Source organism: Nocardioides hwasunensis (assembly GCF_014779665.1).
In the GTDB taxonomy this organism is placed as follows: Bacteria; Actinomycetota; Actinomycetes; order Propionibacteriales; family Nocardioidaceae; genus Nocardioides; species Nocardioides hwasunensis.
Map to the genome: position 1 here is coordinate 105520 of NZ_JACXYY010000006.1, position 13140 is coordinate 118659.

Annotated in this window: 8 protein-coding genes; 4 read left to right on the forward strand and 4 right to left on the reverse strand. The window is 72.3% G+C overall.

Going from position 1 to position 13140, the window contains the following annotated elements:
* The first annotated feature begins 45 nt into the window (after positions 1 to 45).
* The gene (locus IEZ25_RS14990; protein ID WP_224749075.1) at positions 46 to 5883 is read left to right on the forward strand and encodes a LamG-like jellyroll fold domain-containing protein; all 5838 of its coding nucleotides are present in this window, start codon (positions 46 to 48) and stop codon (positions 5881 to 5883) included.
* 83 nt (positions 5884 to 5966) lie between these two features.
* Here IEZ25_RS14990 and IEZ25_RS14995 read toward each other — a convergent pair whose 3' ends face one another.
* Positions 5967 to 6191, reverse strand: a complete 225-nt coding sequence (locus IEZ25_RS14995) for a tautomerase family protein (RefSeq protein ID WP_191200262.1) — start codon at positions 6189 to 6191, stop codon at positions 5967 to 5969.
* Positions 6192 to 6329: 138 nt separating this feature from the next.
* Here IEZ25_RS14995 and IEZ25_RS15000 point away from each other — a divergent pair, with 138 nt between their 5' ends.
* From IEZ25_RS15000 to IEZ25_RS15010, 3 genes are all read left to right on the forward strand, one after another.
* The gene (locus tag IEZ25_RS15000; protein WP_191200263.1) at positions 6330 to 6947 is read left to right on the forward strand and encodes a YcnI family copper-binding membrane protein; all 618 of its coding nucleotides are present in this window, start codon (positions 6330 to 6332) and stop codon (positions 6945 to 6947) included.
* Entirely contained in the window at positions 6944 to 8653 is a 1710-nt protein-coding gene (locus IEZ25_RS15005; protein WP_191200264.1) for a copper resistance CopC/CopD family protein, read from the forward strand. Before IEZ25_RS15000 ends, IEZ25_RS15005 begins: the two co-directional genes overlap by 4 nt.
* A 61-nt stretch (positions 8654 to 8714) precedes the next feature.
* The gene (locus tag IEZ25_RS15010) at positions 8715 to 9614 is read left to right on the forward strand and encodes a helix-turn-helix domain-containing protein (protein WP_191200265.1); all 900 of its coding nucleotides are present in this window, start codon (positions 8715 to 8717) and stop codon (positions 9612 to 9614) included.
* 1 nt (position 9615) lies between these two features.
* On the opposite strand, the gene IEZ25_RS15015 is transcribed toward IEZ25_RS15010, so the two are convergent.
* The 3 genes from IEZ25_RS15015 to IEZ25_RS15025 form a co-directional block, all read right to left on the reverse strand.
* Complete coding sequence (locus IEZ25_RS15015; protein WP_191200266.1) at positions 9616 to 10164, reverse strand: hypothetical protein; 549 nt, start codon at positions 10162 to 10164, stop codon at positions 9616 to 9618.
* Positions 10165 to 10244: 80 nt separating this feature from the next.
* Entirely contained in the window at positions 10245 to 10385 is a 141-nt protein-coding gene (locus tag IEZ25_RS15020; protein WP_191200267.1) for a hypothetical protein, read from the reverse strand.
* A gap of 4 nt (positions 10386 to 10389) precedes the next feature.
* Entirely contained in the window at positions 10390 to 13035 is a 2646-nt protein-coding gene (locus IEZ25_RS15025) for an FAD/NAD(P)-binding protein (RefSeq protein WP_191200268.1), read from the reverse strand.
* Positions 13036 to 13140 lie beyond the last annotated feature (105 nt).

The window sequence follows — 13140 nt, forward strand, 5'->3', positions numbered from 1 at the left end:
GCCGCCCGCCGAGCTCCGCCCCGCCGAGCCCCTAGGGAATCGAAGATGAAACTGCTCCGCAGATCTGCACGGCGGCGCCAGGTCAGTCGCCTGCGCCGCGCGTCCACCCACCTCGTGGCCGTGACGGCCGCCATGGCCGTCGCGCTGCCCCTCGCCGCTGCCGGCACGGCCCAGGCCGCCGGCCCGGCCCCGGCCACCGCCGCGGCCGCCGCCGCGCCCGGCTCCGTCCCGGACGGCACCTTCAACCTGCTGCTGTTCTACAAGCCGAACTTCCACGCCTCCCACGTCCAGGGACGCCAGGCGATCCGCGAACTCGCGACGGAGCTCGCGACGGAGTACGGCCAGGTGATCAACATCCAGGAGACCGACGACCCGTCGGCCTTCACCGCAGCCAACCTCGCCACCAAGGACGCGGTGGCCTTCATGCAGACCGGCGGCGTGCTCTTCAACGAGGCCCAGCGCACCGCGCTCGAGGCCTACATCAGGGGCGGCGGCGGCTACTTCGGCCAGCACTACGCCGGCTGGTCGGTCGGTCAGAGCGAGCACGACGTCAACCCGTTCTACCTCAGGCTCGTCGGTGCCATGTCCGAGGGCCACCCGGAGAACCCGGCCGTTCGTCCCGGCCGCGTCGTCAACGCGGCCACCTCGCACCCCCTCACCACCGGCCTGCCGGCGGAGATCACCCGCAGCGACGAGTGGTACGACTGGGTCGTCAACCCGGCCCCCAACGTCAAGACCCTCCTCTCGATCGACGAGTCGTCGGTGCAGAGCCTGGGCCACAACGGAACCACCCACCCGGTGACCTGGTGCCAGACCATCGACTCCGGTCGTTCCTGGTACTCCGGCCTCGGTCACGAGGGATCGGCCTACTCCGAGCCGTTCATCCGGACGATGATGAAGAACGGCCTGGCCTACTCGGCCGGCTTCCTCGAGGCCGACTGCGCCCCGCCGGTCAAGGACCAGCAGGGCTCCTGGAGCGGGGTGACGCCGTGGCCGCTGATGCCCATCAACGCCGCGCTCACCTCCGACGGCAAGGTCCAGTCGTTCGGCTCGGTGGCGAGCTGCACCCCCAACGACCCCTACGCCTGGAGCGGCAACAACTGCGTCACGCAGGGCGGCCAGATGGAGATCGACGTCTGGGACCCGCAGGTGCCGCGGACGATCGCCAACGTCGTGTCGGGCGTGATCCCGAACGTCACCTACACCGACCTCTTCTGCTCGATGCAGGTGCAGATGCCGCACCGCAGGGCGACCATGACGGTCGGCGGTGACGACGGCCTCGGCGGCAACGCGCCCAACGAGTCCGCCATCGGCGTCACCAGCTACACGACCAACTCGGGGCTGCGCAACGAGGCCCCGATGAACTTCCCGCGCTGGTACCCCACCGGCACCACCATGCCCGACGGCTCGATCGTCGTGCAGGGCGGCGCGCTCGAGGGTGGCCCCGGCGGCCCGGGTGTCATCACGCCCGAGCGGTACACCCCCCACCAGGGCAGCTCGTGGAAGCTGCTCACCGGCGCGGCCAGCGCGCAGGCCTACGGCGAGCCCAACGGAGCGGTGGACACTGAGAACCGCTGGTGGTACCCGCGCGCCTTCGTCAACCCGACCAACGGCAAGCTCTTCACCATCACCGGCACGCAGATGTTCGAGCTCGACCCCGACGCCGACAACGGCAACGGAGCGATCGCGATGCGCGGCGGCCTCGGCAGCGGCACGGTCGGCAACCAGGGCAACCTGGGCAACCCGGTCGGCGCCACGTCCACCGCGACGATGTACCGCCCCGGCAAGATCCTGCAGGTCGGCGGTGGCGCTTGGTCCAACGGTGGTGGCGGCGACGGCGCCCGAGCCGGCTTCACGGTCGACATCAACGGTGCCAACCCGACGCTCGCCGCGACCGACCCGATGACGTACGCCCGCCACTGGCCGACCTCGACGGTCATGCCCGACGGCAACGTCATCGTCACCGGCGGCTCGCGCGCCAACAACGGCAACGGCGGCTACGTGACCAACGCCGAGATCTGGGACCCCACCAAGCCGAGCGGCCAGCAGTGGACCGAGGTCAAGGTGCCCCACGAGCGTGCTCGCCTCTACCACTCGATCGCGCTGCTCCTGCCCGACGGCCGGATCATGATCGGCGGCGGCGGTGCCCCGGGGCCGCGCAACTACACGGACGTGGAGTACTACTCCCCGGCGTACCTCTTCGACGGCAACCAGCCCGCGGTGCGTCCGGTGGTCACCAACGCCCCGAAGAAGGTCGGCTACAACGGCTCGTTCACGATGTCGACGGCGAGCAACGTCAGCCGCGTCACCCTGGTCCGCAACGGTTCGGTCACCCACGGCTTCAACAACGACCAGAACTTCCAGGACCTGACGTTCAGCAAGAACGGCAACACCCTCACGGTCAACTCGCCCAGCAACGCCAACTTCGCGCCTCCCGGCTCCTACATGGTGTTCGTCTGGGACGCCAACGGCACCCCCTCGGTCGCCAACATCGTGCAGATCGACCCGCAGGTGAAGATGGACTCGGCGGCCCCCAAGGTCGTCGACCAGTTCGAGTACCCGCGCCTGCCGTCCGGCTGGCAGTCGGGCACCTACCCGAACACCGCCGACGTGGCAGCCGGCAGCGGCCGGATGGCTCCGTGGGAGATCGCCAGTGCCGTGCAGCTCGTCCGGGCGCAGACGCCCGGCCTGCGGGGCCTCGGCCAGACCGGCTACGTCCTGTCGGTCGGAGCCAACGGCGACCTGTCGCGTCCGGTGCAGGGTCTCGACGTCGGGCAGGAGTACCGCCTGTCGATCCGCTACGCCCGTGACAGCCGGGCAGCCGGCACCGCCCCGGGCACGGCCAACCTGTCGATCGGCACCCTCGACGCCGCCCTGTCGGCCGGCGCGGAGACGTCCTCGACCGGGGCCTTCGGCACCTACGTCGGGACGTTCACGGCCACGTCGCGCCGGATGCCGCTGTCGATCAAGGGTGGGGGAGCAGCGGCCAACCTCGTGCTCGACAACCTGGTGATCGTGCCCACGCGGGCCGGCGCCTCCGAACCGGCCGTCCACTACAAGCTCGACGAGGGCACCGGCACCAAGGCCGCCAACTCGGGCACGGACGTCACGGTCGGCGCTGCCGACCTGGTCGGCACCACCGGGTGGAGCCCGACCGGCAAGGTCGGCGGTGCGCTCGACATGAAGGGTGGATCCAACGCCAACACGGTCGACCTGCCCGACAACCTGCTGCAGAACGAGGCCGACTTCACGACCGCGTTCTGGGTCCGTCCCGACACCAAGGGGAACTGGATCAACCTGTTCCACATCGGCGACGGCCTCGGCGACGCCGGCAGCTTCTTCCAGATCCAGATGCAGACCCAGGCCGCCGGCAACACCGGACTGGCTGCGACCTTCAAGAAGAAGGGTGACGCGCTGCAGGAGCGGGTCTACGCCACCAACCCGACCCGCGACGTCACGGCCAACCAGTGGAACCACGTCGTCTTCACGCGGCAGGGCACCACGGGCACGCTCTACCTCAACGGCGCTCAGGTCGCGACCCGCAACAACCTGACCCTCACGATGACCGACGTCGGTCCGACGACGAACAACTGGCTGGGTCGCAACGGCTACAACGACCCGTCGTTCGACGGCCTGATGGACGACGTCCGTCTCTACACCACGTCGCTGAGCGCAGCTGACGTCGCCGGTCTCTACGCCGACGGCAACCAGCTCGACACGACCACCACGGTCAGCGTCTCGCCTGCGTCCCCGTCGCCGTTCAACACCCCCATCACGGTGTCGGCCACGGTCAAGGACTCCGCCAACGCCAACGTGTCCGGCACGGCCGAGCTCTGGGTCAACGGCTCCCGTGAGGGTGCCCAGGCCACGGTGACCGACGGTGCGGTGTCCTTCCCGGCCCTCACGCTGCCCCCGCGGCAGCACGAGCTCGAGGTCCGCTTCCTGGCCGGAACCGGGTTCCGGGACTCCTCGGCCAAGGTGACCCACACGGTGGCGCGTCCGCCGGTGGGTGAGGGCATCCCGGTCCACTACAAGTTCGACGAGGGCAGTGGCACCACCGCTGCCAACTCGGGCTCGGACCCGGCCATCGGCAATGCCACGCTCCAGGGCAACGCCGGGTGGGTGGCTTCGGCGAAGTACGGCGCAGGGGTCAACCTGCCCGGTGCTGGACACGTCAACCTGCCCAACGACGTCACGTTCGGCATGGACGAGCAGGTCACCGTCTCCACCTGGATCCGCCCGACCAACCTGCCCAACTGGACCACCCACGTCCAGATCGGCAAGAGCACGGCGAACTTCCTGCTCCTGCAGTCGAGGATGGAGAACGGCACGCGCGGCTTCGGCGTCACCCTGCGCAAGAACGAGGGCGTCCAGTACCGGACGATGCTGCCCGGCAACGCCGACCTCCCGCTGGGCCAGTGGACGCACGTCGCGGTCACCCTGGGACGTACGCCCAACGGCACGGGCACGACCGTGAAGATCTACCTCAACGGGGCGCTTCAGGCCACCAGCAACGATGTCCCGGTCACCATCGGTGAGATCGCGCAGGGCGGCACAGCCGCCAACTTCCTCGGCAACGGCAGCTGGAACGACCCGCGTCCCACCGAGCAGCAGGACGACTTCCGGATCTACGGCTACGAGCTGAGCGCCGCAGACGTCCTGGCGATCTACAACGGCACGTCGAACGCCGCACCGGTCGGCGTGGCGGACGCCTACACGACGGCCGAAGGCGTGGCGTTGAGCGTCCCGGCTCCGGGCGTCCTGGCCAACGACACCGACGCCGAGGGCGACACCCTCACCGCCGGCGACGTCACGCAGCCGGGCAACGGGGAGGTGGCGCTGGCCGCGAACGGCTCGTTCACCTACACGCCGGTCACCGGGTTCTCAGGCACCGACACCTTCACCTATCGCGCCAACGACGGAACGTCGAAGTCCGCGCCCACCACGGTCACCATCACCGTGGAGAAGGCCGCCGCCGAGCCCAACGCCGAGCCCGTCGCCGTCGACGACGCGTTCACGACGGTGTCCGGTGAGCCGCTCACCCTGGCGGCGCCCGGTGTGCTCGGCAACGACACGGACGCGGACGGGGACCAGCTGACCGCCACGGCGACCAGCCAGCCCGTCAACGGCTCGGTCGTGCTGAGGGCGGACGGATCCTTCACCTACACCCCCGATGCGGGCTTCGTGGGCAAGGACACGTTCACCTACACGGCGAGTGACGGCACGGACACCTCGGCGCCCGCCACGGTCACCATCACCGTCAAGCCGACAGGCGGCGGTGGCGGGGGCGGCGGCACCGGTGGAGGCAACGGCGAGACCGGACCGCTCAACTCCGCGGTCGCGGGTGCCTCGGCGTCCTTCACCTACGGCAAGGCGGGTTCGCTCGTGGTCAGCGTCGCTCCCGCGGCGGCCACGGGTCGCGTCGAGCTCGTCAGCGGCACCGACCTGGTCGCGGCGGGCACGCTCGCGGCCGGCCAGGCGCGGCTGGACCTCGCGGCCCAGGGCCTGGTGCCCGGGACGCACCGGCTCACGCTCCGCTACGTCGGGGACGGCGCCCACAAGGCCTCGTCGTCCGTCGTGGAGGTCGTCGTCGACAAGGTCGTGCCGCGGATGAGCGTGAAGGCGCCGAACAAGGTGAAGAAGGGCAAGCGCGCGACCGTCCGGGCCGTGCTGCGGGCGCCCGACGGGGTACGCGTCACGGGTGACGTGACCTTCAAGATCAAGGGTGGGAAGAAGATCGCCGGCACGTTGAAGGACGGCCGCGTCTTCGTCCAGCTGCCGAAGGCGAAGGGCAAGCGGATCCGCCTGGTCGTGACCTACCAGGGCAGTGCCACGGTGGAGTCCACCCGCGAGCAGCTCACCATCAGGGTGCGCAGGCGCTGAGCGGAGGAACGTGAAACGGCGAGGGCCCGGGGGGAGATCCCCCCGGGCCCTCGCCGTCGTCGGTGCGAGGTGCGGAGCGGCCGTCAGTCCTCGGCGAGCGCGGCCACCACGCCCGCGCGGCTGTCGTCCTCGCTGGCGAGCACCCCACCGTTGGCCACGATGTCGGGAGTGATCTCGCTGAAGACCATGCGGACGTCCTGGCGGCGGGCGCCGAGGATGTCCACGGCACTGTCGGCCACGGCCTTCGCGAACTCGCGACGCTGCTCGACCGAGCGGCCCTTGAGCAGCTCGACGGTGATGTTGGGCATGGAAGTTTCCCTTCGTTGGTTCACACGTAAGATCTTGATTCGGTGACCTGAATCACGGTAGTGGCAGTTCACATCCTTGACAACAGTTCCGCATGCTGGTTGTGTGAGGACGGTCACCCGACCACGCCAGGAGTCCTGATGAACCGCACCCGCGCGACCGTGCGTGCGGTCGTCCCGGCGATCGCGATGGGCGCGGTCGCACTCGCAGCGGGTCCGGTCGCCGCCCACGTGACCATCACGCCCACCACCACCGCCGCGGGAGCCAGGGCAGAGGTGCGCATGGAGGTGCCGCACGGCTGCGAGGGCTCCGCGACCACCGAGCTCGCCGTGCGGCTGCCGGCGCAGGTGAGCGACGCCGACGTCGAGACCACCGACCGCTGGGCGGCCGACGTGGCGAGCGACAGCATCACCTTCCGCACCGACGCCCCGCTCCCGGATGCGCTGCGAGACCAGGTCGTGTTCTCCGTGCGGCTGCCCGACGAGGTGGGGGCCGAGCTGGTGTTCCCGGTCGTGCAGCGTTGCGAGGAGGGGGAGTCGGCCTGGACCGAGGTCGCCGAGGACGACGCGAGCCGCGAGGCGCTCGACATGCCCGCCCCGGTCATCGTGGTGACCGCTGCTGACGCCTCGGGCTCCGACGCGACGAGCGCCGCGAGCTCGCCCGACGCCGGTCAGATGACCGTCGGCGCGATCGGGGTCCTGGCCGCGGGCTGTGTGGCCAGCGGCGCGGTCCTGCTGCTGCGACGTCGGCGCGCATGATCGGACGCACCCCACGGCGCGGTGGCGCCGTGCGCGCCCTGTCCCGCGTGCTCTCGCCGGCGGTGGTCGTCGCGCTCCTGCTTCCGCTGGCGGCGCTGCTCGTCCTCGGCTCCGCCTCCCCGGCCGCCGCGCACGCGACCCTGGTCGGCACCGACCCGGTCGAGGGGGCCGTGCTGGACACGGCGCCGGAGCAGGTGACCTTCACCTTCGACGAGGCGGTCATCGGCGTCCCGGCCGGCATCCAGGTCTTCGACGCCACCGGCGCGGAGGTCGCCGCGACGGCCTCGGTGCGCAAGGCGCAGCTGGTGGTCGACCTCGACGGTGAGGTCGACGAGGGGACGCTGGTGGTGGTGTGGCGCCTCGTCTCCGCGGACGGTCACCCGATCAGCGGCTCCCTGAGCTTCTCGGTCGGTGCCCCCAGCGACGTGGTCGACGTGCCCACGGTCAGCACGGACGCCAGCACGAACGCTCCGCTGCATCTCGGCGTGGCCCGATGGCTCGGCTACGTCGGGCTGCTGCTCGCCGCAGGGCTGGCGGCGTTCTCGGTGCTCTTCCTGCCCGCGGACCGCGCCCACGACGGCTCCCGGCGACGGTTGCGCACCGCGGCGCGTGCGGCGGCGGTCGTGGGGGCCCTCGCCTGCTGGGTCGGCGTCCCGATGATCGCGCTCTACCAGCTCGGTCTGCCGCCCTCAGCGCTCGGTCGGGCCTCCACGTGGTCGGCGCTGGCCGCCGGCGAGTACGTCGTGCCCGCGATGGTGGTGCTCGGCCTGGCCCTGGCGGTCGGCGCCATGCCGCGCGCGGCGCCTGACCGGCGGCGCACCGCCCTGGTGCTCGCCGGGTGTGCGCTGTCCCTCGCCGCTCCCTCCGTGACCGGCCACACGCGGGCGGCCACCCCGCAGGCGCTCGTGATCGGCGTCGACGTGCTCCACCTCCTCGCCGGAGCCCTCTGGCTCGGGGGACTGGTGGCGATCGGGCTGGTCCTGGCCGACCTCGCCGCGCGTGACGACTCCGGTGCGCTCGTGCTGGCCCGCTTCTCGGCCTGCGCCTCGGGTGTCCTCGCCCTCCTGGTCGTCACCGGCACGGTGCTCGCCTGGCGGATCGCCGGGTCGTGGGGCGAGCTCGTCGACAGCGGCTACGGCGGGCTGCTCCTCGTCAAGGTGGTCGTCGTCCTCGTCGCCGTGGCGATCGCTGCCTGGAACCGCTTCTCGCTGCTCCCGCGCCTTCGCGACGCGACGAGGCGGGCCGAGCGCCGGGGCACCGCCTCGGTCCTGGTGCGTACGTCGCTGGCTGAGGCCGGCGTGCTGGTGGCGGTGCTGCTCGTGACCGGCTTCCTCGTCGATCGCAGCCCGGAGCCCGACGCCACCCCGTCCGCGTCCGCGGCCCCCGGCGACGCGTCGGGGGAGTCGGTCTGGCTCGGCGGCATCATCGCGGAGGTGGGCCTGGACCCCCTCGGCGTCGGACCGGCGACCGTCACCATCACCATGACCGACCCCGACGGCGCGCCCGCCGAGGGCTACGAGGCGCCCCGGATCAGCCTGTCGACCGCCGAGGTCGACCTGGGAGAGATCGAGCTGCGCAACCTCGGCCCCGGCATCTACGCCGGTGACCTGGTGATGCCGACCGGCGGCACCTGGGAGGCGCAGGTCTCGCTGCGCACGACCGAGTTCGACAACCCGGTCAAGACGGTGCGGTTCGAGGTGCCCTGAGCGGCGCCACGGAGCAATTCCGGTCGGGCGGCAGCGGCCGCTCGTACCGCAGACTGGGACCATGACGGAGCCCGGACGCGACCGCCTGCGTGAGCTGCTCGACGCGGTGCTCGACGAGGACCACGCCACCTTGACGGACATGGCCAGCGGCGCCTTCTCGTCCCCGCACCACTTCAACCGGCGCGTGCGGCGCGAGTCCGGCGAGCCGCCGGTGGCGATGCGGCGCCGGGTCATGCTCGAGCGGGCGGCGTGGCGGATCGCCGGCGGCGACAGCGTCACCGCCGCCGCCTTCGAGGCCGGCTACGAGTCGGTCGAGGGTTTCGCGCGGGCCTACGCCCGGGCGTACGGACACCCGCCGAGCACACCGGCGGACGATCACTGGCTGCCGGCGCCCAACGGCATCCACTTCCACCCGCCCATGTCGTTGTGGGTCACGTCCTCGGAGCAGGCCATGAACCCGATCACCGAGCACCTCGTCCGCCACGACCTCGACGACACCCGGCACCTGCTGGACCTCGCCAGGGACGTGCCGGAGACGGCGTACGAGTCGTCGGTCGTGCCCGGCCTGGCGGTGCTCGGCTTCGACGGTCCCGACGAGTCGCTCGCCCAGCTGCTGGAGCACCTGGTGGCGAGCAAGGAGGTGTGGCTGGCCGCGATCGACGGGGAGGACCTCCCGGCCGGTGGCGACCGCAGTGCCGCGGCCCTGCTGGAGCGCCACGACGCCGTCGCGCCACGCTGGCTGGCCCGGGTGCGCGACCTCGACAGCCGGGGAGCCTGGGACGACCGGCTCGTCGACGCGCTGTGCGACCCCCCGGAGAGCTTCGTGATGGGCAGCGTCTTCGCCCACGTCGTGACCTATGCGGCCGCCCGGCGCCAGGTGGCGCGACACGCGTTGCGCCACCACGGCGTCGTCGTCGACGAGGGCGACCCGATCGAGTGGCTGCGGGAGGTCCGGAGGTAGCTCAGGCGGGTCCGGTGCCGTCGCCCTGGTGGGTGACCTCGTCCTCGGTGAGGCCGAGTGCGGGCGCCAGCACGGCGGCCTGCTTCGACGGAGCACGCCGCGTCGACGCCTTGCTGTCGGAGGACTTCCGGGCGGGCAGCTTGCCCGACGGCGTCGACGCAGCCTTCTTGGCCGGCGCCTTCTTCGCAGCGGGCGCCTTCTTCGCAGCGGGCGCCTTCTTCGCAGCGGGCGCCTTCTTCGCGGCGGGTGCCGTCCCCGGGGCGGGCGCCTTCCGGGGCGACGGCTTCTTGGCAGCCGCTGGCACGTCGGGCTCGCTGGGCGACGGGGCGCCGGTCTCCGCGGCAGGGGCTCCGGTCACGTCTTCGTCGGGAGCCCACGGGGTCGACGGCCGCGTCGGGGATCCTCCGGTCGCGCGCTCGACCGCCCAGCCGATCACGCCCGATGCCGTCCGCAGGCCGACCCGGGCGACGCCGAGCGAGGCGTCGGTGACGGCGCGCGCGGTGCCGACGGGGTGGGTGATCGCTCGGGTGATCTTGCTGATGGAGCTCACAAGGGTTCCTCTCGTGGGTGGTCGTCACCTACCCAAGCACGCCGCCCCGCACGACGCGGCGGGCCGGCCGACCCGTCGGGTCAGGTGGCGTCCTCGCGCAGCAGCCACCAGGCGGCGAGCCAGGCGGCCGCTCCGGCGACGAGCTCGACGTGCAGCTCGACGATCGCCAGCGTGGCCAGCGTGGTGAACGCGACCGAGCTGAACGCCGAGCCCGCCATCACCGGGTCACCGTCGCGACGCGGCGTCCGCGTGGGCGGGCAGGGCCTCGGTCACGGTCGCCAGACGGCGGGCGTCGAGCGCCGAGGAGCGGCGCGACAGGCGCGCGTCGAGCAGCGTCGCGGCCTCGGTGGTGCGCCCGGCCATCGCGAGCGCGTGGACCAGCGTGTCCTCGACGACCTCGCGCTGCGCCTTGCTCCCGCCGAGCGGCGCCATCGTGGCCACCACCGTGGTGAGGGTGGCTGCGGCAGCGTTCCAGCGCTCCTCGACGACCGAGACCAGGCCCCGGCACAGCGGCGCGACGACGTCGCGGAACACGACGTCCTGGCTGCGCGAGGACTCCTCGGCCAGGACGCTCAGCGCCGAGGCGTCGCCGTCGGCGGCGAGCAGCACGGCTCCGTGCATCGCCGCGAACGCGGTCGGCGGGGTGCTCAGCCACTCCGACGGTGCGTGGGCGCGCACGTCGGAGACCGGCAGGTCGTCGGTCCAGGCGCCGGTGACGCGGCCGCGCCACAGCAGCGCGCCGCTGTCGACCACCACGCGGCTGCCGCTGACCACGGAAGGGGCGAGCTCGCGGTGGTAGCGACGGCGTACGGCCTCGACGTCGTCCTGCATCAGCTCGTGGAGCGCGGCGTGCCAGGAGAAGTGCGAGCGGTGGTTGGCCTCGGGGCCGCGGGAGCGGATCCACTCGTCGAGCCAGGCCAGACCGGTGGCGTGGTCTCCGGTCTCGTAGAACACGTGGGCCCGAGCGTGCACGGCGTGGCCGGAGGACGGCTCGACCGACAGGGCGTACGACGACAGCTCCTCGGCCTCGGCCCAGCGCTCCTGGTCCTGGCGCACGAAGGCGAGCTGGCCGGCGTACCACCAGTCGTCGCCGTAGGAGCGGCCGAGCGACTCGACGAGCGCTGCGGTCTGCGAGCCGCTGGTGAGGCCGCCGAAGGCGACCGTCGGCACCGCGACGCTGACGGCGAGAGCGTCGCGCGGGAAGAGGCGCACGTGGCGCAGGAGGGCGGACGCGCCGGTCGCCTCGTCGGTGCGCAGCCGGGTGGTGACGGCGTCGAGGAAGGAGCTCTCGCGGTCGTCGAGGTGGCGCTCGGCCGCGGCCCGGTGGGCGGCACGGAGCGAGGCCTGCCAGTGGGTGTTGGTGCCCCACTCGTGGCCGAGCAGGGCCAGCGCGGCGTGCGCCTGGACGAAACCCTCGTCGGCGGCGACGGCCTCGGCCAGCCCCTCCTCGACGCCGTCCTGGAGGCGGAGCAGTCGACCGAGCGCGCCGTTGTAGCGGTCGGCGGCGTCCTGGCTGGTGGACAGGGTGAGGCCGTAGGGGTCGACCGGGCGCCGGCGCGACTCGCCGTGCATCGAGCGGCTCACGACGCGGGCTACGTCGTAGGCCTGCTCGCGGATCTCGGGCATCGCCGTGGACTCCCACATGTTGCCCTTGCGCAGGGAGCCGACGGCGAGGAACGGCACGGTGTCGGGCAGCGTGCCGACGATGCGACCGTCGTCGGTCGTGTCGATGCCCAGCCCGGCAGGGCCGGGGCGGACGAGCCCGGTCTGGGCGAGCCGGCTCAGGAGTGGGTCGGAGGCGATCGAGCCGACCGGTCCGGTGCAGTTCACGACGGCGGCGACCCGCAGGGTCGTGCCGTCGTCGAGGGTGACGTGCAGCGCGTGGGCGTCCGCCCGGACCCCCGCGATCGTGCCGCGGTGGCGCCGCAGTCGGCCCGCGGAGGAGATGGCGTCGAAGCGGCGTGCGGTCGCGGGCGCCATCCGGTGGCGATGGACGTCCCAGCTCCGCGCGTCCTCGGCGATGAAGCGACGCTTGTCGGCCTCGGACAGCCCGCGCCAGAGCTGCGCGGTCACCGGACGCAGGCCGTCGACCGCCGCGCGCCAGTCGCCCGTGGACCGCACCGTCTCCTCGACGTGTGCCGACACGATGGTGCGCAGGTCGTCGAGTCCCTGGGTGCGGGTGATGCCCGGTGGCGGTGGGACCGGGGGAGTGGTGGGCAGCACGTGCGGGCGCGGCACCGCGTCGGTGCGCGAGACGACGTGGACGGTGCGGTCGGGGCGGTCGGCGCTGATCGCGAGGTCGACCATGGTGAGACCGGACCCGAGCATCAGCACGTCGCCGACGTCGGGGACGGGCTGCGTCCACGGGTCGGTGACCAGGCGGGCGTCCGCGACGAGCTCGGCGGGCGCCCAGCCGGTGCCGGGCTGGCTGCTGGTCGCCAGCACGACGGCGCGGGCCTCGAGCCGGTCGCCGTCGGAGAGCTCCATGGCGAACCCGGTGCCGACGCTCGTGATGTCGACGACCTCCGCGCGGCGGCGTACGACCCGGGCGTTGCCGGGGAACTCGGTGGCCGTGGTCAGCAGGCCCTCGATGTAGCGGCCGAAGACGGCGCGTGGGGCGAAGTCGTGGGGCTGGAACTTCGGGTCGTGGTGGTTGCGCAGCCAGCGCAGGAAGTGCTCGGGGTCGCGCGGGAAGGCGCTCATGCCCGAGGCGGGGACGTTGAGGAGGTGGCGGTCGTCGGTGGTCGAGTACGCCTGGCCGCGCCCCGTGGTGGGGGCCGGGTCGACCAGCTCGACGCGGAAGCGTGAGGAGAGCGCGGTCACCAGGTGGGTGGCGACCAGCGTGCCGCCGGCTCCGGCGCCGACCACCACGACCCGACAGTCACCCTCGTTCGACCCCAGCGGCGTTATGGCCCCACTCCGTCCTTTTAGTGCACTGAATTACGTGACTAAAGGTACCAAGGAGCGTGCCGCGCG